11 protein-coding genes and 1 riboswitch are annotated in these 22,817 nt (G+C 76.2%); of the genes, 3 read left to right on the top strand and 8 right to left on the bottom strand.

What is annotated here, in order from left to right:
• Positions 1 to 3: 3 nt before the first annotated feature.
• The 5 genes from AC07BF_RS15745 to AC07BF_RS15725 form a co-directional block, all read right to left on the bottom strand.
• Complete coding sequence (locus AC07BF_RS15745; protein WP_400804710.1) at positions 4 to 1,188, bottom strand: ATP-binding protein; 1,185 nt, start codon at positions 1,186 to 1,188, stop codon at positions 4 to 6.
• Positions 1,185 to 6,383: a hypothetical protein gene (locus tag AC07BF_RS15740; protein ID WP_478333474.1), complete on the bottom strand. Its 5,199-nt coding sequence runs from the start codon at positions 6,381 to 6,383 to the stop codon at positions 1,185 to 1,187. The genes AC07BF_RS15745 and AC07BF_RS15740 overlap by 4 nt, the downstream gene beginning before the upstream one ends.
• A complete protein-coding gene (locus AC07BF_RS15735) occupies positions 6,380 to 7,237 on the bottom strand; it encodes a DUF4132 domain-containing protein (protein ID WP_478333473.1) in 858 nt (285 codons plus the stop codon). The genes AC07BF_RS15740 and AC07BF_RS15735 overlap by 4 nt, the downstream gene beginning before the upstream one ends.
• Positions 7,238 to 7,428: 191 nt before the next feature.
• Positions 7,429 to 8,214, bottom strand: coding sequence for an ABC transporter ATP-binding protein (locus AC07BF_RS15730; protein ID WP_363579569.1), 786 nt, complete (start codon positions 8,212 to 8,214; stop codon positions 7,429 to 7,431).
• 188 nt (positions 8,215 to 8,402) lie between these two features.
• Positions 8,403 to 9,428 (bottom strand): iron-siderophore ABC transporter substrate-binding protein, encoded by a 1,026-nt coding sequence (locus tag AC07BF_RS15725; RefSeq protein ID WP_363579571.1) that lies wholly within the window; start codon positions 9,426 to 9,428, stop codon positions 8,403 to 8,405.
• A gap of 105 nt (positions 9,429 to 9,533) precedes the next feature.
• On the opposite strand from AC07BF_RS15725, the gene fhuB reads away from it, so the two are divergent.
• From fhuB to AC07BF_RS15710, 3 genes are all read left to right on the top strand, one after another.
• Entirely contained in the window at positions 9,534 to 11,699 is a 2,166-nt protein-coding gene (gene fhuB / locus AC07BF_RS15720; protein ID WP_478333472.1) for a Fe(3+)-hydroxamate ABC transporter permease FhuB, read from the top strand.
• A gap of 21 nt (positions 11,700 to 11,720) precedes the next feature.
• Positions 11,721 to 12,836, top strand: a complete 1,116-nt coding sequence (gene fes / locus AC07BF_RS15715; RefSeq protein WP_478333471.1) for an enterochelin esterase — start codon at positions 11,721 to 11,723, stop codon at positions 12,834 to 12,836.
• Between the two features lie 64 nt (positions 12,837 to 12,900).
• Positions 12,901 to 12,961: riboswitch (guanidine-III (ykkC-III) riboswitch) on the top strand.
• A gap of 12 nt (positions 12,962 to 12,973) precedes the next feature.
• Positions 12,974 to 13,828, top strand: a complete 855-nt coding sequence (locus AC07BF_RS15710) for an MBL fold metallo-hydrolase (RefSeq protein ID WP_363579575.1) — start codon at positions 12,974 to 12,976, stop codon at positions 13,826 to 13,828.
• Between the two features lie 65 nt (positions 13,829 to 13,893).
• Here the strand turns inward: AC07BF_RS15710 and AC07BF_RS15705 are convergent, their stop codons facing one another.
• The 3 genes from AC07BF_RS15705 to AC07BF_RS15695 are packed head-to-tail and all read right to left on the bottom strand — an operon-like array spanning position 13,894 to position 22,806.
• On the bottom strand, positions 13,894 to 15,294 hold the full coding sequence (locus AC07BF_RS15705) for a DHA2 family efflux MFS transporter permease subunit (RefSeq protein ID WP_478333470.1): 1,401 nt from the start codon (positions 15,292 to 15,294) through the stop codon (positions 13,894 to 13,896).
• Positions 15,291 to 15,476 (bottom strand): MbtH family protein, encoded by a 186-nt coding sequence (locus tag AC07BF_RS15700; protein WP_063349847.1) that lies wholly within the window; start codon positions 15,474 to 15,476, stop codon positions 15,291 to 15,293. Before AC07BF_RS15700 ends, AC07BF_RS15705 begins: the two co-directional genes overlap by 4 nt.
• On the bottom strand, positions 15,469 to 22,806 hold the full coding sequence (locus tag AC07BF_RS15695) for an amino acid adenylation domain-containing protein (RefSeq protein ID WP_478333469.1): 7,338 nt from the start codon (positions 22,804 to 22,806) through the stop codon (positions 15,469 to 15,471). The genes AC07BF_RS15700 and AC07BF_RS15695 overlap by 8 nt, the downstream gene beginning before the upstream one ends.
• Positions 22,807 to 22,817 lie beyond the last annotated feature (11 nt).

The following is a 22,817-nucleotide window of genomic DNA, read 5'->3' as shown; positions in this document are numbered from 1 at the left end:
GCCTCATGCCTCCAGGGCCGAGCGGAGGTCCCACAGGGTGCGCCAGGTGCCGGCGCCCTGTTCGGCGCGCCGGCGGACCGGTCCGTCCCAGTAGCCGAGCAGCCGGGCGGCGTCGGCCGGGTCGTCCTTGCGCACGACGCCGATGAGCTGGCCGGGGAGGCGGCCGAGCAGGTCGCCGCCGTCGGGCAGGTAGGCGGCGGTGACACCGAGCGCGGTGGCGACCGAGACGGCTTCCGCGGTGCTCATCACGGTGGACGGGCGCTCGACGTCCCAGCCTTCGGTGGAGCGGCCGGTGCGCAGGTCGCGGAAGGCGGTGACGAGGGCCTCCAGGACGGCGTCGTCCACCGCGTAGGTGGCTCCGGCGCGGGCGACGGCGACGGTCGACTGCCGGCGGACGAGTTCGACCTCGGCGGCGAGGCTGGCGATCGGGCCGACCGTCTCGAAGTTGAACCGCCGCTTGAGCGCCGCGGACATCTCGCTGACGCCCTTGTCCCTCAGGTTGGCGGTGGCGATCAGGGTGAAACCGGCGGCGGCGTGCAGCTGTCCGTCCGGGGTGCCGGCCAACTCTGGGACGGCGACCCGCCGTTCGGAGAGCAGGGAGACCAGCGCGTCCTGCACCTCGGGCAGGCAGCGGGTCACCTCCTCGACGCGGGCCACCGCCCCGCCGGTCATCGCGGTGAGCACCGGGGAGGGCACCAGGGCGTCCCGGCTGGGCCCCTTGGCGAGCAGGAGGGCGTAGTTCCAGCCGTACTTGAGCTGGTCCTCGGTGGTGCCGGCGGTGCCCTGGACGGTGAGCGCGCTGGTGCCGCAGACGGCGGCGGCGAGCAGTTCGGAGAGCATGGACTTGGCGGTGCCGGGCTCGCCGACGAGCAGCAGGCCGCGCTCCCCGGCGAGGGTGACGACGCAGCGTTCGACGAGGGCGCGCTCGCCGACGAACTTCTGCTCGATGGCGAGGCCGCGGCGGCCGGCCTTGAGCTTCTCGCCGTCGCTGCCCATGACGAAGGTGACGACGGCGCGCGGGGTGAGCCGCCAGCCGGGCGGGCGCGGGCCGGTGTCGTACGCGGCCAGGAACTCCAGTTCGGCGGCGTGCTTCTCCTCGGGCGGGATGATCTGCCGGCTCGCGGGGGCGGCGCCGGCACTCACCGGTGTGCTGCCCGTCGGTGTGCTGTTCGTCGGCGTGGCGCTCATCGGCGGGCCTTCCTGCGCTTGCTGGTCTGGAGCTCTTCGTAGCCGGGGGCGTCGCCGTCGAGGGTCCGCTGCCAGGCCCGGGCGAACAGCTCCGGGACGGGCAGGTAGGGCAGCGAGACGCGGTGGGTGGGCAGTTCGTAGAGCGCGGCCTTCCAGGTCTCGGCGGGCAGGGCGGGGGCCTTGGCCTCCTGCCAGCCGCCGGGCAGGAAGAGGGTGCGGCCGGCCCGGGCCCGCTTGGCCTCCAGCACCAGGTCGGTGGCGGCGAGTTCGGCGCGGGCGCGCTTGAGCCTGGCCGGCTTCCAGCCCGTCCAGCGGGCGATGTTGCGGTCGGTGGGGTCGGGCAGGGCCAGCAGTTGGAGGTAGAGCACCGCGGCGTCCTCGCCGAGGCCGTGGGCCCGGGCCGCCTCGGTGACCAGGTCGGGGACGGTGAGCTGCGGGTGCTGTAGCCAGGCCGCGGCGTCACCGGCCGCGGCGGCGGGGCTGGCGGCGGCGGGGCCGGCGGCGGAGGCCGCCAGACGCTCCACTTCGCCGCGCAGGACGGCCTCGATGGCGCCCCGCTCGGTTTCCAGCCAGTAGCTGGCGCCCAGCCCGCCGAGCAGTTCGAGCACCGGGTCGTCGGGGCCGGTGAGCCCGGCCGGGCGCAGCCAGACCCGCTCGTACTCGCCGTGGTAGGGCGTCAGGACGAGGGCCGGGCCGCAGTCGACCAGTCCGTTCGGGTCGACTCCGACCGCGGCCGGCAGGCCGAAGTGGGTGCGCAGGACGGCCGACATCGAGGCGCCCTTGGTGGTGTGGACGAGGTGGAGGTCGAGCAGCAGGTCGGGGTCGGCGAGGCGGCTTCGCAGCGCGGCGGCGGCCGCGGGCAGCAGCGGGCGCAGCGGGCTGTCGGCGGGCAGGTGGTAGGCGAGCCAGCGCAGGGCGTCGACGGCGTGCCCGAGGTCGCCGGAGGCCGGTGCGGCGCTCTGGTCCTCGGCGAGCAGCTGGGGGGTGGACCCGCCGTCGTCGCTGAGCCGGAAGGCCGTGGTGCCGGTCAGCCAGGGGGTCTGTGCGAGGTTGAGCACCGCCTCGATGTGTTCGATCCGCGCGCCCGTGACGGTGGCCTGGGCGGCCTCGGGGAGGGTGACCAGCCGGCCGAAGTGCCGGATCCAGGCGGCGGCGCCGGCGTCGACGTCGGGGCCCTCCGTCCAGAGGGTCTTCGGGTCGGCGGGCAGCAGGGCGCCCCAGACGTCGGTGAGGGCGGTCCGGTCACGACCGCGCAGCCAGTCCCGGGCGGCCTTGGCCTCGGTGGACTTGAGGCCGTACTCGGCGAGGCGGTCGGCGGACAGGACGGCGCTGTGCCACTGGAAGAGCCCGGGCGGCGGGCTGAGCAGCAGGGCGGCGCGGGCGGCACCGATCCCGGTGAGCCCGCCGAAGGCGATGGCACGGGCGGGCTGCCAGGGGGCGCCGCCGTGCAGCACGGCCGCCTGCCGGAGCGCGGCGATCCAGGCGGCGTCGACCCGCTCCTCGGTGCCGCGTTCCTTGACGGTGGTGAAGTGGGCGACGGGGCCGAACGCGCCGCTCGGGTCGTGGTCGACGGCGTACCACTGCTCCGTGCCCTCGTGGTGCCGGCGGTGGCCGAGGATGACGACGGTGCGGTCGCCGTGGCGCAGCACCTGCCCCTCGCGGGGGACGGCGGGCCGGCGGCGGTCGGCGCGGTCGGCGGGTTCGCCGAGGACGATCTCGCGCAGGGTGGCGCCGCGGTCGGCGAGCACTCCCTCGGTCAGTTCGCCGAGGAGCAGCACGAGGCTGGCGCGGTGGGCCGGTTCGGTGAGCGGGGCGGCCACCGCGTAGGCGAGGGTGTCGAGACGGCCGAGCAGGTGGAGCCAGCCGTGGTGGGTGTCGCCGTGTTGCAGGGTGACGGTGGCCGGGGTGCTCCAGCCCTCGCCGGTGGCGGTCGGCGGGTCGGCCAGGACGGCGGTGACGGCGCGCAGGTTGGTGAGCACCCGCCACCGGTCTCCGTCGCCCCAGTTGGGGCCGAAGCAGGCGACGTCGGGCAGGAGGGTGGTGACGGCCTCGCGCAGTTCGTGGTCACGGCCGTGCTCGGGCCGGTACTCGGCGGCCTCGGCCTTGGACGGCTTCTCGGCCTCCGGCTGCGGGACGAACCGGGCGGTCCGGTCGAGCAGGTCGGCGGCGGTGCGGGCGAGCCCGGCGACCCCGGCGAGCAGCAGCGGGTGGCTGATGCCGGGCAGGACGGTGCCGACCGCCTGAACGGGCAGGGCGCGGCGGGCGCCACCGGAGCGGGCGAGCGGGCGCCGGACGCCCTGGACGGTGATCCAGCGCTGCTCCTCCTCGGGCGCGGGCCGGCTGTCGGTCGGCCAGGCGGCGTCGATCAGGCGGGCGGCCTGCTCGGTGTCGACGCCACGCAGGACGCGGGAGCCTGCCTCGTCGCGGGGCCGCAGGGCGTGCCAGTGGTCGAGCGGGGGGACGAGCCCGGTGCCGGCGGCGGCGAAGTCCCCCGGGCGGCAGGGGCGCAGGTCGGCGGTGCGGTCGGTGTCCGTGGCCAGGTCGGGCAGGGTGAGGGCGAGGCCGCCGCGCTGCGCCTCGGTGACGACCGGTCGGGCCTGGCCGGGGAGGGTGAGGCGGCCGACCGGGACGTGGTCCGGGTGGCCGTCGGTGATCGGCAGGACGATGGCCTGTCCGTCGGCGGTCGTGGTGGTGACGGCGCGGCCGGGGTCGATCCGGACCCAGCTGCCGAGCACGGTGCCGTCGGTGCCGAGCGGCGTCTGCTCCAGGCCGGGCTGGAGCGGCAGCAGTCGGGCGCGAGCAGCGGGCAGCCAGCCTGCGGCCGCGGTGGCGGCGATCACCGGTGGTTCGGCGGCGCGGCCGAGGGCGCCGGTGTGCGGGTCGAGTTCGCGCAGGACGGCGCCGTCCTGGCCGTAGCGCAGCGTCCAGTGGCCGGTGCCGTCGCCGAGGACCCGGTGTTCGCCGGGCATCCGGGTGTCGCCGGGGTGCAGCGGGCGTTCGCCGGTGGTGCGGCCGCCGCCGGGCAGCGGGAGGGAGGGGGGCTCGGGATCCCGGTCGCCGTAGTAGTAGCCGGCGATGGTCTCGCCGGTGAGTTCGGTGACCTCCCCGGGCCGGCTGGACCAGTAGGCGTGCTGCTTTCCGTCCTGGTACCAGGCGACGAGGAGTTCGCCGTCGACGAAGCGCAACCGGGGCTGGTTCCAGCGTTCCTTCGCCGGGGGCAGGCGCAGGGTGTGCTCCAGCAGGACGCCCTGCGGGCCGACCACGACGGCCTGGTCGTGGCGGGCGAGGATCAGGTGCGGCCAGGCGTCCTCGACGATCAGGCCGGTGAGGCGCCCGCCGTTGAGGCCGGGGGTGTCGGGCGACTCCGAGTCCGGCCCGGCGGATTCGGGGTCCGCAGGGTCCACGGGTTTGGCGGGGTCGGTCGGGTCGGTCGGGTCGGTCGGGTCGGCCGGGTCGGCGAGCGTGGCCAGGGCCTCTTCCAGGGCGGGCCAGCCGAGTTCGTCGAGGATGCCGGCGCCGAGCGCCCCGGCGAGCAGGGCGGTGACGTCGAGGGCGGCGATCCGCTCGGCGGCGTCCGGGGCGACGGCCCGCACGGCGGTGCGGTACGGGCTCAGCGACTGCACCAGGTCGGCGGCGCCGGCCAGGCCGCGGGCGGCGGTCAGCTCGTCGGCCCGGAGTTCGGCCCACTCCTCGAACAGGCGGCGCAGCAGCGGCAGGGCGGGCACCTGCCGCTTGACGGCGGTGTCCCAGGCGGGCGCGGTCGCGGCGCGCAGGGCGGGCCGGAAGCGCGGGTCGGCGGCGACGGCCGCGAGGCCGGTGCTGTCGGCGCCGCACTGGTCGACCCAGTCCTTGAGGTCGAACCGGTGGGTGGCCGACGGGTCGGCGACGGGCACGCCGTCGGCGAGCAGCTGGTCCAGCAGGTCGAGTTGGGTCTGGCTGCGGCGGACGTCGGTGTACAGGTCCACCGGGACTCCGTCGGCCCGCAGCCGCTCGGCCATCCGGCCGGCCAGGGCGACGGTGGCGGCGCAACTGGGTCGGGAGCGCCAGCCGCGCCCGAGGTGGTGGCACCAGCGCTGGAGCCACGCGGCGGCAGGCTCGGAGTCCTCGGCGCCCTCGGGGCGCGGGCCGGTGAGCAACTGCTCGGCCCCGGTCTCGGCGAGCAGGCCGAGCCAGGCGGTGTCGTTCAGGGCGGCGTCGGTGCCGGCCGGGTCGGGCATCAGCTCCAGCAGCCGGGCCCGGACCGCCGGGTCGCGCCGGCCGAGTTCGGTCAGGGAACCGTGCCAGGACTTCCAGAACGCGCCGGGCGCCCGGTTGACGCCCGGGGCGGCCAGCAGTTCGGCGAGCAGCGCCTGTTCGTGCTCGGCGCGGTCCAGCCCGGCGGCCTTGATCAGCGCGCGGGCGTCCTCGGCGACCCCGGCGTAGGGGGCCATGCCGGCGGCGGAGCGCTCGGTGCACAGCTGGCGGAAGCGCTGCCAGGCGGTCAGCGCGTCGAGCCGCCCGGTGAGCTCCTTGACGTACTGGCGCAGGGACTTGACGGTGAGCGCGCCGGCCAGGGCGAACTCCAGGAAGACGGCGCGCAGCCGCTCCTCGTCGACCGTCAGGCGGTAGGTGCGCTCGGCCTCGCGGGCCTTGCCGAAGTAGCTGGCGGCGTAGGTCTGGTTGCCGTGGGCGAGGAAGATCCGGCCGACCTCCTCGCAGAAGGTGGGCAGGAAGTGCGGCACGGCGCGGCCGAGACGGGCGGCCAGCGCCTCGAACCCGTCCTTGGCGGTGCCGGGCTTGGACCGGGCCTGGCGGGAGAGCCGTTCCATCTCCTTGACCAGGGCGAGCGCGTGGTGCCCGTTGGCCGGGTCGTGGACCAGCGCCCAGGCGGGGAAGCCGAGCGCCTCCTGGCGGACCTGGCCGACCTCGGCGGGCGCGCCGTCGGGGACCAGCCCGAGGAAGTCGACGGCGAGGTCCTCGGCCGGTCCGAGCGCACCGGGGACCAGCCGGACGATCCGGCGCCCGTCGAGCGCGGGGTGGGTGTAGGCGCGGGCGGTGAGCACGTCGGCGGCGCTGTCGGGGCGGCCGGCGCCGGGCAGGGTGCCGGGCGGGAGCACGGCCCCCGCGTCGAGCAGCCGCTCGTGCGGCCCGGTGTCATGGGCGGCCGCCCGGTCGGCGTCCTGAACGGCCCTCTGGTCGAGTCCGGTGGCGGTCATGCGGCGTCCTCCCCTTCGATGGTGCGGCCTGCGTACAGTGCGGCGGCCATCCGCATGCCCTCGGACCAGGCGATCGGGCCGACCTCGGCGAGCGGCAGCACCCGGCCGTCCGGGCCCGCCCAGCTGAGCGCGCCCGTCTCGCAGGCGTCGTACTCGTAGTAGTCGCCCCCCCAGACGCGGGCCTCGACGGTGCGCCCCGCCTCCACCACGGGCTGGACGGCGGAGCCGCCGCGCACCCGGTGGCCGAGCCGGGCGCAACGTCCGAGCAGCTCGCGCAGCTCCCGGTAGCGGCCGCCGGCGTAGGTGGTGACCTCGGTGCCGGCCGGCAGTTCGTCCGGCCGGTGCCAGACCTCCCGGTAGAGCTGCGGCACGCGCTGGGAGACGCCGAGCTCGACGGCGAACTCGCGCAGGTCGTCGAGGTCCGGGAGCAGCACGGGGTGGGGTATCAGGATCTCTCCGTCGGTGAGCCGGACGGTGTCGCCGTCCAGGTCCACCAGGCCGATCCCGCGCTCGGCGTCCGCACCGCGCAGGAAGCCGGCGACGGCGCCGTCCGAGCCGGTGACCACCAGGTCGCGCAGGACGGCCTGCCAGGCCTCGTCCGCCCAGACCGCGGTCAGCACGGCGGCGGGCACCGGCAGCGAGCGCACCATCCACCGCTCGACGTCCTCCTGGCAGCGCCGCTCGTGCGCGGCCAGCCACTCGGTGAGCTGCCTGAGCTGGACGACCACCGGATCGTCACCGAGCTTCGACGGCAGGGACTTCAGCTCGCGGCCCGCCGCGTTGCGGCAGACCACCTTGCCCTCCCCGTCGAGCGCGACGCGGTACCCTCCCGCGCCTGTTTCCACCCATGCCACGGACGTCTCCTCCCACCTGCCGGTCAGCGATGCGAGGAACGTAGCGAGGCCCACTGACAAAGCGGCAGCCGGAGAGGCCGCTCCGCGGCTTCCTGGGCGCAAACCCGTCGAACGAGTGAACGGGGCAGACGGCACGCCGCCTGCCCCGCCACCCGCCTCCCGTCGCGCGCCAGGTCATGCCTGGCGCATCGTCAACGCACCGGCGCCGCACGGGGAACGATCACCGGCGCGCCGTCCCCGGGGGCGGCGAGCACGTCGCTGTCGATGTCGTACAGCGCGCGCACGAGCGGTGCGTCGACCACCTCGCGGGGCGGGCCGCAGGCCACCACCGAGCCGTCGCGCAGGGCGACGACCAGGTCGGCGTAGCGGGCCGCCGCCGCGAGGTCGTGGAGCACCATGACGACCGTCCGCCCGCCGGCGGCGACCTCGCGGACCAGTTCCAGCACCTCGACGGCGTGCCCGAGGTCGAGCGCGCTGGTGGGTTCGTCGAGCAGCACGACGGGCGCGTCCTGGGCGAGCACCATGGCGAGCCAGCAGCGCTGCCGCTGGCCGCCGGAGAGGCGGTCCAGCCGGCGGTCGGCGAGTTCCTCGACGCCGGTGGCGCGCAGCGCCCCGGCGGTGAGCCGCTCGTCGTCGGCCGACCACTGGCGGAAGAGCCCCTGGTGCGGGTGGCGGCCGTAGCGGACGAGTCCGGCGACGGTGACCGCCTCGGGGGCCTGCGGGCTCTGCGGGAGCAGCGCGACCCGGTGCGCGGCCTGGCGCGGCCGCAGCCGCCAGACGTCCTCGCCGCCGACCAGCACCCGCCCGCCGTCCGGCCGGTGCAGCCGGGCGACGGCCCGCAGCAGGGTGGACTTGCCGCAGCCGTTCGGGCCGACGACGGCCACCACCCGGCCGGCCGGGACGGTGAGGTCGACGCCGGCGAGCACCGGGCGGCCGGGGCCGTAGCCGGCGGTGAGGCCCTGGATCGTCAACTCCATCGAGGGTTCCTTCGGTTGGAGGGGGCTGCGGGCCGACCGGGCAAGGTGCCGGCCGACCGGGTACGGGCCCGAGCGCGGGCACGGGCCCGGACAGGGCCCGAGCGCGGGTACGAGCCCGAACAGGGCCCGAACGCGGGTACGAGCCCGAACAGGGCCCGAACGCGGGCACGGGCCCGAACGCGGACCGGTCAGGAGGCGGCGAGCGCCTTGCCGATGTCGCCGATGACCACGTCGGCCGCGAGCGGCCCGCCGCGGGTGGACCAGACCGAACCGTCCACGGTGACGGCGTGCTTGTTCTTCACCGCGCCCAGCTCCTGGTAGGCGGGCTTGGACTGGACGTCCTTGAGCGCGGTCTTGCCGTCGTCGGTGAGGGTGGACAGGAACAGCCAGTCGCCGTCGATCTCGGCGAGCTTCTCCAGGCTGAGCGCCGGGCTGTGCGCGTTGCCGTCCTTGTCCTGCGCGGCCGGGCGGGTGAGGCCCATGTCGAGGGCGACGCCGCTGGCGAACTGCTTCTTCTCCATCCAGCTCGGCCCGGTCGGGTTCCAGCGGACGATGGAGACGGCCGCGCCCTTGTTCTTGCCGAGGTCGCCACCGGCCTTGGCCGCCTTGGCCTCGTAGTCGGCGATCACCTTGTTGGTCTGGTCGAGCTTGTTGACGGCGTTTCCGATGCCGCGGAAGGCGAGCTTCCAGTCGTCGGTGGGCGCCATGGTGACGAGGGTGGCGGGGGTGATCTCGCGCAGCTGCTTGAGCATCTGCTCGTCCTGCATGTCGCCGGCCAGGATGAGGTCGGGCTTGGCGGCGATGACCTTGTCCATCACGGGCTGCAGCAGGTTGCCGACCACCGGGACGCCCTGGACCTTGTCCTTGAGGTAGGCGGGCGGCTCGTTGAGCCCCTGGCCGTTGGTGATGCCGACGGGCTTGACGCCGAGGGCGAGCACCGCGTCGAGGTCCTCCTGGGTGAGGGTGACGATCCGCTGGGGCGCGGCGGGGATCTCGACGGCCTTGCCGGTCGCGTCCTTGACGGTGCGCTTGCCGCCGGCCGCGTCCGCCGCCGGGCTGCCGGCGGCGGAGGAGCCGCCCGCGGAGCCCGAGGATCCGGAGGAGGACCCGGAGGAGCCGCACCCGGCGAGCAGGAGGGCGGCCGCCCCGGTGACGGCCAGCGCCCGGGCCGCGCGGCGGCGGACGGGGTGGAGCGGGCTCTGGGCGAACGGCATGGGTGCCTCCGGGCAGCGGTGGTACGGGGGTTGGGCGGCGTCCGGGCGACCCGGCACGGTGACGGTGCCCACAGGACGATGCGCTCATTAGGTTAGCCTTACCTTATGACATTGTCGCAAGTGGGCGCCCCCGGGGAGTCCCGCACCGAGCCGGACGCCCCGCCGCCGCCGACGCCACCGCGCGGGGACGGCCGCCGGGCCGCCTGGCCGATCGCCCTCGGCGCGGTCGCGGTCCTGCTCGCCCTCGCCGCGCTCTCGCTGTCCGTCGGCGCCGGGGAGGTCGGCCCCGGGCGGGTGCTGGACTACCTGCTGGACCGCCACGGGGCCCGCGCGGACGGCCGGCTCGCCCTCGTCGTCGGCGACCTGCGCCTGCCCCGCACGGCCACCGCCCTGCTGGTCGGCGCCGCGCTCGGGGTCGCCGGGGCGCAGTTGCAGTCCGTCACCCGCAACCCGCTCGCCGAGACCGGACTGCTCGGCGTCAACGCCGGCGCCTCGCTGGGGGTCGTGCTCGGCATCGCCGTGCTCGGCATCCAGACCTCGTACGGGTACCTGGCCTTCGCCTTCGGCGGCGCCGTGCTCGCCAGCACGCTGGTGCTGCTCATCGCGGGTGCCCGGGGCGGGTCCCCGATGCGGCTGGTGCTCGGCGGCTCGGCGGTCGGCGCCACCTTCGGCGGGCTCACCGGCGTGCTGATCGTCAACTCGCCCGAGGCGTACGACCGGTACCGCGTGTGGGTGCTGGGCTCGCTGGCCGGGGTGGAGGGCTGGACGACGCTGCGCCAACTCGCCCCGGTGCTCGGCGTGGGCTTCCTGCTCGCCCTGCTCGCCACCCGGCCGCTCACCGCGCTCGCGCTCGGCGACGACCTCGCCCGCGGCCTCGGCCACCGGCCCGGCGCCACCCGGGCCGCGGTCGCCTTCGCCGTCACCCTGCTGACCGCCTCGGCCGTCGCGCTGGCCGGCCCGATCTCCTTCCTCGGCCTGCTCGCCGGGTTCCTGGCGCGGGCCATCGCCGGCCCCAGGGTCGGGCAACTCACCGTGCTCGCCGGTCTGTTCGGTGCCGCCGTGCTCACCGGGGCCGATGTGCTGGCCCGGGTGGTGGCCCGCCCGTTCGAGGCGCCGGTGTCGGTGATCGTCTCCCTGGTCGGCGCCCCCGCGCTGATCGCGATCGTCCGCTCCCGCCGGACCGCCGCACTCGGCATGGCCGACCCGGCCGAGCCCGCCCCCGTCCGGCGGTCCGAGCCGCCCGCGCCGAAACCCGACCTGGTGCTGCGGCGCGGCGCCTGGTCGCTGCTGCTCCCCCGCCGGGCGCTGCTCGCCTCGCTCGCCCTGGCCGCGGCGCTGCTCGCCGTCGTCGTCGTGTCCGCCCACGCCGGGCAGAGCGAACTCGGCCTCGGCCGCACCCTCCAGGCCGTGTTCGGCTACGGCGACCGGCTGGACGTGCTGCTGGTGCAGAAGTTCCGGCTCGGCCGGATCGTCGCCGGGCTCGCCGCCGGCGCCGCCCTCGGCCTGGCCGGCTGCCTCACCCAGACCCTCGCCCGCAACCGCCTCGCCACCCCCGAACTGCTCGGCGTCAACGACGGTGCCACCGCCGCCGTCCTGATCTCCGCCACCGTCTCCGGCACCTTCGGCGCCTGGTGGGCCGGCCCGCTCGGCGCGCTGGCCGCCGTCCTGGTCGTCACCCTGGTCTCCGGCGGGCTCGGCGCGCAGGGCTACCGGGTGCTGGTCGTCGGCCTCGCGATGTCCGCGCTCGCCTCGGCCGTCATCCAGGTCGCGCTCGCCCGCCGCTCGCTCAACTCGGCCGGCTCGCTGTACGTCTGGACCTCCGGCAGTCTCAACGGGCGGGACTACGCCGTCGCCACCCCGGTCCTGATCGGGCTGGCCGTACTCGTGCCGCTCGCGCTGGCGGTGGCCCGGCGGCTTGCGGTGCTGCGCTTCGACGACAGCGTGGCCGCCTCGCTGGGCGTCGACCCGGGCCGGGTCCGGCTCGGCTGCCTGCTGCTGGCCGTCGCGCTGGCCGGGCTGGCCGTCGGCGTGTGCGGGCCGGTCGGCTTCGTCGCGCTGGCCGCGCCCGTGATCGCCGGGCGGCTGGCCGGGCCGGCGCGCGTGCCGGTCCTCGGCTCGGCACTGACCGGCGCCGTCCTCGTCGTGCTCGCCGACACCGTGGGGCGGGTGCTGATCGACGGGGTGGAGATCCCGGTCGGCATCGTCACCACCGTCCTCGGCGGCCCCTTCCTGCTCTGGGTGCTGCTCGGCCGCAAGGGCACCCCCGCTTAACCTTCCCGAGGAGTACCGCAGATGGAAACCCTTCCCCTCGTCGAGCCCGATCCGGCCGACCCCGCCTACCGCCTGGTCACCTTCGTGCACGAGGACGCGTCGTGCGACGGCGTGCTCGCCCTCCTGCACACCGTCACCGACAAGGACCGGCACGCCGGCGACCTCGCCCCGCACCTGATGACCCGCCGCGACGACGGCCGCTGGTCGATCACCTACCGGCTGCGCGCCGACCACCGGGCGTCCTACCAGCTGTACCCGTTCCGGGGGGACGCCCCCGGCACCGCCCGGGCGGACTGGCTGCGCGTCCTCGACCACGCCCGCCCCGACCCGCACGACGCCGCCCCCCGGCTGCCCGCCCGCGACGGGCGCCACCCGTCGTCCGTGCTCAGCCTGCCCGACGCCCCCGCCCAGCCGTACGTCCGGCGGCGCGACGGCGTGCCGCGCGGGCGGACGGTGGCCCACGAGGTGGCCGGGCGGCGGGTGGACGTCCACCTCCCCGCCGGGGGCGGGCCTTCCGCCGGCGGCGGGCCGTTCGCGGTGGCCGTGCTGCTGGACGGCGAGATGTGGGGCGAGGTGCTGTCGGTCGGCGACACCCTCGACAACCTGGCGGCGGACGGCGCCATCCCGCCCACCGTCGCCCTGCTCGTCCACACCATGGGCCCCTGCCGACCCGACGACCTCAGCTGCAACCCGGCCTTCGTCGACCTCCTCGCCGACCGCCTCCTCCCCTGGGCGGCGGCGGAGTTCGGCACCACCACCGACCCGGCCGCCACCGTGATCGCCGGCCAGAGCGCGGGCGGCCTCACCGCCGCCTTCGCCGCGTTCCGGCGCCCCGACCGCTTCGGCGGCGCGCTCTGCCAGTCCGGTTCCTTCTGGTGGCCGGACGAGACCGAGTTCGACGAGGGCAGTGAGTGGCTGACCCGCCAATTCGCCCGCGAGCAAAGGCGGGAGGCCCGGTTCTACGTCGAGGTCGGCCTCCAGGAGTGGATGCTGCTCCCGCAGAACCGCCACCTGCGCGACGTCCTCACCGCCCGCGGCTACGACCTCGCGTACCGCGAGTTCAACGGCGGCCACGACTACGCCTGTTGGCGCGGCGGGCTGGCGGACGGGCTGGCGCACCTGCTCGGGGGTGCCTGACGGTCCCCACCGGGTCGGCGGACCGGCGCGCGGCGACGGGGGCGTGCTAGCGTCCCGGTGGCGGCGCGCCGGTGACCGCCCCGGACGAGATGTGCGCCGTACCCGGCCCGCCAAGACGACGCACCGAGGGAGACGTCATGGCCGCCGGTGCCCCGATCGCCCGTCCGCTCGACGTGCGGTGGATCCACGGGTCCCCGTCCGCGAAGCACAACACGGACCCGGACATCCAGGTCCACGCGTACGACGAGCACACCGTCATCCTGCGGCAGAACAAGGCGGTCGACTACGAGGCGCCGTTCCTGTTCCTGCTGTTCGGGGGCGAGCGGGCGGTCCTGATCGACACCGGGGCCACCGCCTCCGCCGCGTACTTCCCGCTGCGCACCGTGGTCGACGGACTCATCGACCAGTGGCTCGCCGACCACCCCCGCGACGGCTACGGACTGCTCGTCCTGCACACCCACCCGCACGGCGACCACGTCGCGGGCGACGGGCAGTTCGCCGACCGGCCCGCGACGACCCTGGTCGGCGCCGACCCGGCCACGGCCTGGCCGTACTTCGGCTTCGACCAGGACCCGGACGCCGTCGCGCGGGTGGACCTGGGCGGCGGCCGGGTGCTCGAATGCCTGGCCACCCCGGGCCACCACCCGGCGGCCGTCACCTACTACGACCCGTGGACGGGCCTGCTGCTCACCGGCGACACCGTCTACCCGGGCCGCCTCTACATCGACGACTGGCCGGCCTTCACCCGCACCGTCGACCGGCTGATCGACTTCGCCGAACGCCGCCCGGTGACGCACCTGCTCGGCTGCCACATCGAGATGACCCGCACCCCCGGCGTCGACTACCCCATCCGCACGACCCACCAACCCGACGAGCCGCCCCTGCAGCTGACCGTCGGACACCTCCGGGCCATCCGCACCGCACTCGCCGACCTCGGCGACCGACCGCGCCGGCACGCCCTGCCCGACCTGATCCTCTGGCCGAGCGCCTGAGCCCGGAAGGCCGCGTCCAACGAACTGACGCCGCACCCCGCGATCGCGGGGTGCGGCGTGGCTGTTCAGTCGGCGGGGGGTGGTGCCGGCGCCTCCCGGGGGAGGCGGGTGGTGAGGAGGGTGCCGGCGGCGACCAGGGCGGCGGTGAGCAGAAGGGCGAGGCGGTAGGGGCCGGGTGAGCCGCCGTCGGTGTCCAGGGCGCCGATGAGGGCGGCGGTGGCGGCGATGCCGAGGGCGCCGCCGAGGGTGCGGACGATGGTGAACAGGCCCATGGCGCGGCCCATCGCGGGCCCGGGGACGTCGGCGAAGCCGGCGATCTGGACGGTGAGCACGGCGGTGCCCAGGACGAGCCCGACCGCGAACATCAACGCCCGTACGGCCCAGGGGTTCTCGGCGAAGCCGAGGGCGGCCAGGACGAGGGCGGCGAGCAGCAGCGCGGGCAGCGCGAGGCGGCGGGGACCGAACCGGGGCAGCAGGCGGTCGACCACCTGGGAGGCGGCCATCAGGCCGATCGCCTCGGGGAAGACGCTCAGCCCGGCGTCGAGGGCCGAGGCCCCGAGGGCGGCCTGGTAGAGCAGCGGGAGGACGAACAGGGCGCCCATCAGGCCGGCCGAGGTGAGCAGGGCCAGCCAGGTGGCGGTGCCGAAGGCGCGGTCGGCGAGCTGCCGCAGGTCCACCAGTGGTTCGGCGGAGCGGAGTTGGTGGCGCACGGCGATGACGAGCAGGAGGAGACCGGCCACGCCGCTGAGCGCCACTCCCGGCGAGGACCAGCCGTGCGCCGGGCCGAAGCCGAGCGCGTAGGTGAGCAGTCCGAGGCCGGGGGTGGCGAGCAGGAAGCCGGTGGTGTCGAAGCGGCCGGCCGGGGGCTCGTCCGCCGCGCGCAGGCCGATGAGCCCGGTCACGACGGCCGCGACCCCGACCGGCACGTTGACCAGGAACAGCCAGTGCCAGGAGAGGTGTTCGGTCAGGAGGCCGCCGAGCGGCGGGCCGAGGGCGGGCATCAGGGCGGTCGGGACGATCAGGATCCGGCCCAGGCCGGCCCGCTCGTGCGGGGCGAAGGCCCGGAACAGCAGGGTCATCCCGACGGGGGTGAGCAGCCCGCCGGCCACGCCCTGGACGGCCCGCGCGGCGGCGAGCGAGCCGAGGCCGGGCGCGGCGGCGCACAGGGCGGAGGCGAGGGTGAACGCGGCCAGGGAGCCGAGGAAGACCCGTTTCACGCCGAACCGGTCGCCGAGCCAGCCCGCCACCGGCAGGCCGACGGCGAGGCCGACCAGGAAGGCCGTCTCGACGGCGTTGGCGGCCGAGACGGGCCGCCCGAAGTCCTCGGCGATGGTGAACAGCGCGGGGTTGACGATGGTCGAATCCAGGCCGTTCATGCACATCGCGGCGGTGTAGACCACGACCACCGCGGCGCGCCCCGCGAGCAGGGGGCGCGCCGGGGCGGCCTCGACGGCCGGAGGGGTCACAGGTCGGTCCAGTGGGCGGTGATCCACTGCACGGCGTCGGCGCGCTCGCACGGGCCGTGGGAGACGTTCCAGCCGGCCGGGACGGCGGCGAAGGCCGGCCAGAGCGAGTGCTGGCCCTGGTCGTTGACGAGGGCGAGGAACTCGCCGTCGCCGTCGAAGGGGTTGGCGGGGGCGTCACTCATCGGAGGACTTCTCCAGGTGGTCGGTGATCACACGGGCGATGTGCGCGATCGGGGCGGGCAGGGTCATGTCCTTGTGCGAGCAGGCGACGTCGGTGTTGTCGATGCGGCCGGACACGTACGGGGTCCAGAGTTCGGGCACCAGGGTCTCGTCGATGGTGTCGACGGTGGCGCGGAAGAACAGCACGTCGCCGTCGAAGGGGCGGTGGTCGTGGCCCCGGACGAGGTGGTTGGTGTTGAGGTAGATCCGGTTGAGGGCGGCCACGGTGGCGTCGTCGAGTCCGGCGAGCGGGCTGCCCTCGCGGCGCAGCAGCTCGGTGACGGCGGCGAGTTCGAGCGGCCGCCCGGCGAGGTCCTCGGGGCCGTAGCCGCCCATGGTGAGCAGCGCCTCCAGCGCCTCGGCCTGGTCGGGGACGGGCAGGTCGCGGAAGCCCTCGGCGGGGTAGGCGTCCAGGATCGCGAGCAACTCGACGGCGTGGCCGAGGTCCTGGAGCCGGACGGCGACGGCGTGCGCGATGATCCCGCCGGTGGACCAGCCGAGCAGCCGGTACGGGCCCTCGGGCTGGACCTCGCGCAGCCGGTCGACGTAGTGCGCGGCCAGCTCGTCCAGGGTCTGCGGCAGGGGCCGGGCCGCCGTGGCCGCGCCGACGCCCTGGGCCTGGAGGCCGTAGATCGGCAGGTCGGCGGGCAGGTGGCGGATCAGGCCGGTGTAGCACCAGCTGAGGCCGCCGGCGGGGTGGACGGCGAACAGCGGGGTACGGCGTCCGGGCGCGGCGGGCCGCAGCGGGAGCAGGACGTCCAGCGCGTCGGCGCTCTGCGAGCCGGCCGCCAGGGCCGTGTCGAGGGCGGCGACGGTGGGCGACTGGAACAGGGTGCCGATGCCGACGTCCAGGCCGAGCAGTTCGCGGATCCGCCCGGCGAGGCGGACGACCAGCAGCGAGTGGCCGCCAAGGGCGAAGAAGTCGTCGTCGACGCCGACCGCCGCGACGCCCAGCACCTCGGCGAAGAGTTCGCACAGCTGCTGTTCGCGCGGGGTGCGCGGCGGGCGTCCGGCGCCGGTGGCGGGCGCGTCGGGGGCCGGCAGGGCGCGGCGGTCGAGCTTGCCGTTGGCGGTGAGCGGCAGCCGATCGAGCAGGACGACGGCGGAGGGCACCATGTGGGCGGGCAGTCCGGCGGCGGCGTGGGCGCGCAGGTCCTCGGGGGTGGGGGCGGCGACGGCGCTCGGGTCCTCGGGGCTCGCCGTGGTGACCGCGTAGCCGACCAGTCGCTTGTCGCCCGGGGCGTCCTCGCGGACGACCACGGCGGCGTCGGCGACGCCCGGGTGGGCGGCCAGCACGGCCTCGATCTCGCCGAGTTCGATCCGGAAGCCGCGCAGCTTCACCTGCTGGTCGGCGCGGCCGAAGTACTCCAGGACGCCGTCGGCGCGGCGGCGGGCGAGGTCGCCGGAGCGGTACATCCGGGTGCCGCGTTCGCCGAACAGTTCGGCGTACGGGTCGGCGACGAAGCGTCCGGCGGTGAGGTCGGGGCGGCCGAGGTAGCCGCGGGCCAGGCCGGCCCCGGCGACGTACATCTCGCCGGTGACGCCGGGCGGGACGGGCTGGAGGTGCTGGTCCAGGACGTAGACCCGCAGGTCGGGGATGTTGACGCCGATGGTGCTGCTGCTTCCGGCGGCGGCGGTGGCCCGGTCGAGGGCGATGTAGGAGACGTGCACGGTGGTCTCGGTGATGCCGTACATGTTGACCAGGGTGGGCGCGTCCTCCGGGTGGCGGGCGTACCAGTCGTCGAGCCGGGCCAGTTCGAGCGCCTCGCCGCCGAACACCACGTAGCGCAGGGCGAGTTCGGATCCGGGGCGGTCCCGGTCGGCGGCGCTGAGCTGGTAGAAGGCGGACGGGGTCTGGTTGAGCACGGTGACGCGTTCGCGGGCGAGCAGGTCGAGGAAGGCCGCCGGGTCGCGACTGACCAGGTGCGGGACGACGACCAGGCGGCCTCCGTGCAGCAGGGCCCCCCACAGCTCCCAGACGGAGAAGTCGAAGGCGTAGGAGTGGAAGAGGGTCCAGACGTCGTCGGCGCCGAAGCCGAACCAGCGGTCGGTGGAGCTGAACAGCCGGACCACGTTGTGGTGGGTGACGGGGACGCCCTTGGGGCGGCCGGTGGAGCCGGAGGTGTAGATGACGTAGGCGGTGTCCTCGGCGCGCAGCGGGCGGGTGCGCTCGTGCTGGGCCAGCGGGGTGGCCGGGTGGGTGGCCGACTCCCGTCCGTCGACGAGCAGTTGGGGCACCTGGTGGGCGGGCAGCCGGGGCGCGGTGGCGCGGTCGGTGAGCAGGGCGGCGGGGGCGGCGTCGGCCAGCATGTAGGCGAGGCGGTCGGCCGGGTAGTCGGGGTCGAGCGGCAGGTAGGCGGCGCCGGACTTGGCCACCGCGAGGAGGGCGACGACGAGTTCGAGCGAGCGCGGCAGGGCGAGGGCGACGATGGTGCCGGGGCCGATGCCGTTGGCGGCCAGCAGCCGGGCCAAGCAGTCGGCGCGGGCGGCGAGTTCGGTGTAGTCGAGCTGCTCGTCACCGCAACTGACGGCGACGGCCCGCGGGTTGGCGGCTGCGGCGGCCTCGAACAGCTCGGCCAGGGTGGCGTCCGGGGCCGAGGCGTGCGGGGCCGACGTGTGCGGGGCCGAAGTGTGCGGAGCCGACGTGTGCGGAGCCGACGTGTGCGGGGTGCCGTTCCACTCGACCAGGGCGCGCAGCCGCTCCTCCTCGCCAATCAGCGGGAGCCGGCCGATCGCGGTGTCGGGGGCGGTGGCGGCGGCGGCGAGCAGCCGGGCGAGGCGGGTGGCGAGCCCTTCGACGGTGGCGGCGTCGAAGAGGTCGGTGCGGTACTCCAGGAAGCCGCCGATGCCGCCGTCGGGGAGCTCGCCCGCGTTGAGGGTGAGGTCGAACTTGGCGGTGCCGCTGGGGACGGCGGCGATCCGGGCGGTGAGGCCGCCGCCCAGCGGGTGGGGCTCGTCGGGGCGGCTCTGCCAGGCGAGCATCACCTGGAACAGCGGGTGGCGGGCGAGGGAGCGCGGCGGGTTGAGCTCCTCGACCAGGCGGTCGAAGGGCAGGTCGGCGTACTCGTGGGCGGCGAGGACGGTGCCTCTGACCTTGCCGAGCAGCTCGCGGAAGGTCGGGGCGCCCGAGGTGTCGGTGCGCAGGACCACGGAGTTGACGAAGTAGCCGACCAGGTCGGCGGTCTCGGGGTCGTCGCGGCCGGCGACCGGGGTGCCGACGGGGATGTCGGTGCCGCAGCCGTGCCGGGTGAGCAGGGCGGCGAGTCCGGCCTGGACGGCCATGAAGACGGTGCCGCCGGCCGCCCGGGCGAGCGCGGCGAGGGCGGCGTGGGCCTCGGCGTCGAGGGCGAAGGGCACGGTGGCGCCGTGGTGGCCGGCGACGGCGGGGCGCGGGCGGTCGGTGGGCAGTTCCAGCTGGTCGGGCAGGCCGGCCAGGGCGGTGCGCCAGTACTCCGACTGCCGCGCGGCGAGCGGGCTGGGCGCCTCGGCGGTGCCGAGCAGCTGCCGCTGCCAGGCCGCGTGGTCGGCGAACTGCACGGCGGGCGCCGGGAGTTCCGGTGCGCGGCCGGCCAGCCGGGCGGTGTAGGCGGCGGACAGGTCGCGGACCAGCGGGGTGGTGGAGGCGCCGTCGCTCGCGATGTGGTGGAGCAGCAGGAGCAGGGTGTGTTCGGCCGGGCCGTGGGTGAACAGGGTGGCGCGCAGCGGCGGCCGGCCGGTGAGGTCGAAGGCGTGCCGGACGGCTTCGGCGAGCTCGGTGCCGTCGTGCAGTGCGACGGGCTCGGCGGGCAGCACCCGCTGGTACGGCGTGCCGTCCGGTTCCTCGCCGTAGACCGTGCGCAGCACCTCGTGCCGGGCGGCGAGGTCGCCGAGGGCGAGGGTGAGGGCGGTCCGGTCGAGCGGGCCGGTGAGGGTGAGGGCGAGCGGGATGTTGTAGGTGGGGCTGGGGCCCTGGAGCCGGTGCAGGAACCACAGGCCGCGCTGGGCGGGTGACAGCGGCATCCGGTCGGTGCGCGGCACGGGCACCAGCGCGGGGCGGGTCTCGGGCTCGCCGCCGGGGTGCGCGTCGAGCAGGGCGGCGAGCGCGGCCGGGGTCGGGTGGCGGAAGACGTCGGCGAACCCGACGGCGGCGGCGAAGGTCTCGCGCAGCCGGGCCGCGAGGCGGCCGGCCAGCAGCGAGTGGCCGCCGAGGTCGAAGAAGGAGGTGTCCCGCCCGGGTGCCTGCGGCAGGTCGAGGACGTCGGCGAACAGCCCGCAGACCAGTTCCTCCTGCGGCGTGGCCGGGGCCGTGCCGGGCTCGGCGGCGGCGGGCTCGGGCAGGGCGCGGTGGTCGAGCTTGTCGTGGGCGGTGCGCGGCAGTTCGTCGAGGACCAGGACGGCGGCCGGGACCATGTGTCCGGGCAGCCGGGCGGCGAGGGCGGCCCGCAGCGCGGCCGGGTCGAGGGCGACGCGGGGGGCGGGGGCGGGGGCGGGTTCGGCGGTGTCCTCCAGCTTGGCCTCGGACTCGGAGACCGCCTCGGAAACCGCCTCGGAGGCTGCCTCGGGAGCCGCCTCGGAGAGCACCTCGGGCACGACGTAGCCGAGCAGCCGCTTGCCCTGCGGACCGGAGCGGGCGATCACCACGGCCTGGGCGACGCCCGGCAGTTGGGCGAGGACGGCGGCGATCTCGCCGGGCTCGATCCGGAAGCCGCGGATCTTCACCTGGTCGTCGGCGCGGCCGAGGAATTCCAGGGTGCCGTCCGGTCGGCGGCGGGCGAGGTCGCCGGTGCGGTACATCCGGTCGCCGGGCGGGCCGAACGGGTCGGCGAGGAAGCGTTCGGCGGTGAGGTCGGGGCGGCCGAGGTAGCCGCGGGCCAGGCAGGCCCCGGCGACGTACAGTTCGCCGGCGACGCCGTCGGGCGCGGGGCGCAGCGAGCCGTCGAGGACGTAGGCGCGGGAGCCGCGCACCACCCGGCCGACCGGGGCGCCGTCCGGGCCGGGCGTCCAGGCGTAGGCGTCGACGGTGGTCTCGGTCGGGCCGTAGAGGTCGATCGGGTGCAGGCCGGGTGCGGCGGTGAGGCGCTGCCAGAGGGCGGGCGGGGTGGCCTCGCCGCCGACCGCGATGACCGCCGGGCGGTGCCACTCCTCGTCCAGGATGCCTTCGGAGAGCAGGACTTCGAGGTAGGAGGGGGTGACGTCGAGGTAGTCGACGCGTTCCCGGTGCAGGTGGCCGGCCAGGGCGGCCGGGTCGCGGTAGGTGGCGTCGTCGAGCAGGTGCAGCTCGTGGCCGTGGACCATCCACAGCACCGGGTCCCAGGAGGCGTCGAAGGCGAACGAGGCGCTGTGGGCGACGCGCAGGCGCTCGCGGCCGGTGCGGCGCACGGCCGGGGCGATGTGGTCCTCGCCGTGGCCCGCGTACAGGTTGGCCAGCGAGGCGTGGGTGACGACGACGCCCTTGGGGCGGCCGGTGGAGCCGGAGGTGTGCAGCACGTAGGCGGCGTGGTGGGGCCGGGGGGCCGGGGGTGCGGTGGCGGGCTCGGCGTCCGCGTCCCCGGGAAGAACGGCGGGCAGGCCGGCCGGCAGGTCCAGTTGGGCGAGGGCCTCGGCGGTGCCGACCGCGCAGACCGGGCGGGCGTCGTCCAGGACGGCGGCCAGGCGCTGCCGGGGGTGCGCGAGGTCGAGGGAGACGCAGGCGCCGCCGGCCTTGAGCACGCCGAGCATCGCGATCAGGGTGTCCACACCGCGCGGCAGGGCGAGCGCGACCGGCGCACCGGCGCGCACGCCGAGGGCGTTCAGGCGGTGGCCGAGGCGGTTGGCGGCGGCGTCCAACTCGGCGAAGGTGAGGGCGACTTTGCCGCTGCGGACGGCGACGGCGGCCGGGGTGCGGGCGGCCTGCGCGGCGAACAGCTCGGGCAGCGTCCGGTCGAGCGGCGGCTCCGTGCGGCCGGCGGTGGCGCGCCGCAGGCCGTCCGGGTCGAGCAGGTCGATCCGGGCGATGGGCGTCTGCGGGGCGGTGAGCAGCAGGTCGGCGAGGGCGTCGAGGTAGCGCAGCAGCCCGTCGCGGTGGGCCGCGAGTGAGGCGGTGTCGTGGCGGGCGGGGTCGGCGTCCAGGACGAGGCGCAGCGCGCCGCCGGGGGCGGGCGAGACGCCGACGGCGAGGTCGTCGACGGGCCCGGCGGCGAGGTTGCGGACGACGCCGGGCAGGCCGGCCAGGTCGAGATCGCCCTCGAAGGCCTTGATGTTGACCATCGGGCCGAACAGGGCGCGCCGCTCGCCGATCAGCCCGAGGTCGCGGCGCAGGTCCTCCAGGGGGTAGCGCTGGTGGCGGCGGACGGCGCGCAGTTCGCGGACCACCCGGCGCAGCAGCGCCTCGGCGCTGTCGGCGGGACGGACGGCCAGGCGCAGCGGGAGGACGTTGGCGGCGGCGACGGGGGTGCGCAGGGCGGCCGGTCCGCGGCGGTTGGCGAGCGGCAGGCCGAGCACGACGTCCTCGGTGCCGGCCAGGCGGTGTAGGTAGCCGGCGGTGGCGGCGAGGAGCAGTTCGGCCCAGGTGGCGCGGGCGGTGGCGGCGGCGCGCTCCAGCCGGTCGCGGGTGCCGGCGGGCAGCTCGGCGGTGAGGCGCAGGGGGGCCTGGGCCGGGGTTGCGGACAGTGCGGGCGCCGGGCTGCCCGGCAGGGTCGCCGGGGTGTCGGCTCCGGCCAGGCGGTCGGCCCAGTAGGCGCGGTCGGCCGGGTACTCCTCGCCGTCCCGGTAGGCGGCCTCCTCGGCGGCGACCTCGGCGAGGGTGGCGAACGGGCGTGCGGCGGGCTCGGTGCCGGTGGCGTGCGCGGTGTACAGCTCGGCGAGGCGCTCGCCGAGGAGGTTCAACGCGTAGGCGTCGACGGCGAGATGGTGGATCCGCCGGTACCACTGGTACCGGTCTTCGGCGAGGCGGATCAGCGCGTGGGTGAACAGCGGGCCCTCGGCGAGGTCGGCCGGGCGGGCGAGGTCGGCGCGCATCCAGGCCTCGGCCTCGGCGGCCGGGTCGTGCGCGGCGCGCAGGTCGAGGTGGTGCAGCGGCCAGCGGCGGCCGGGGCGCGGCTGCTGGCGGGGCGTGCCGTCCGGGCCGGTGACGACGACGGCGCTCAGTGCCTCGGCCTCGTCGACCGCCTGCCGCAGCGCGTCCTCGAACCGGGCCTCGTCGAGCGGGCCGGTGATCTCGACGGCGTCGCCGGTGTTGTAGACCGGGCTGTCGGGGTCGAGTGACTGCGCGTACCAGATGGCGGCCTGGGCGGCGAGCAGCGGGACATCGACGGCCTGGGTTTCGACGGCAGGCATGGTTCGGGGTG

This window comes from Kitasatospora sp. NPDC043950, from assembly GCF_056435345.1.
The sequence above is the reverse complement of the archived record's forward strand: the minus strand, read 5'-3'. Positions and strand labels throughout refer to the sequence as shown.

Excerpts from the sequence above, each read along its gene's own strand:
- AC07BF_RS15745 (WP_400804710.1), bottom strand. The coding sequence starts at position 1,188 with ATGAGCGCCACGCCGACGAACAGCACACCGACGGGCAGCACACCGGTG.
- AC07BF_RS15725 (WP_363579571.1), bottom strand. The coding sequence starts at position 9,428 with ATGCCGTTCGCCCAGAGCCCGCTCCACCCCGTCCGCCGCCGCGCGGCC.
- AC07BF_RS15730 (WP_363579569.1), bottom strand. The coding sequence starts at position 8,214 with ATGGAGTTGACGATCCAGGGCCTCACCGCCGGCTACGGCCCCGGCCGC.
- AC07BF_RS15700 (WP_063349847.1), bottom strand. The coding sequence starts at position 15,476 with ATGAGTGACGCCCCCGCCAACCCCTTCGACGGCGACGGCGAGTTCCTC.
- AC07BF_RS15710 (WP_363579575.1), top strand. The coding sequence starts at position 12,974 with ATGGCCGCCGGTGCCCCGATCGCCCGTCCGCTCGACGTGCGGTGGATC.
- AC07BF_RS15695 (WP_478333469.1), bottom strand. The coding sequence starts at position 22,806 with ATGCCTGCCGTCGAAACCCAGGCCGTCGATGTCCCGCTGCTCGCCGCC.
- fes (WP_478333471.1), top strand. The coding sequence starts at position 11,721 with ATGGAAACCCTTCCCCTCGTCGAGCCCGATCCGGCCGACCCCGCCTAC.
- AC07BF_RS15740 (WP_478333474.1), bottom strand. The coding sequence starts at position 6,383 with ATGACCGCCACCGGACTCGACCAGAGGGCCGTTCAGGACGCCGACCGG.
- fhuB (WP_478333472.1), top strand. The coding sequence starts at position 9,534 with ATGACATTGTCGCAAGTGGGCGCCCCCGGGGAGTCCCGCACCGAGCCG.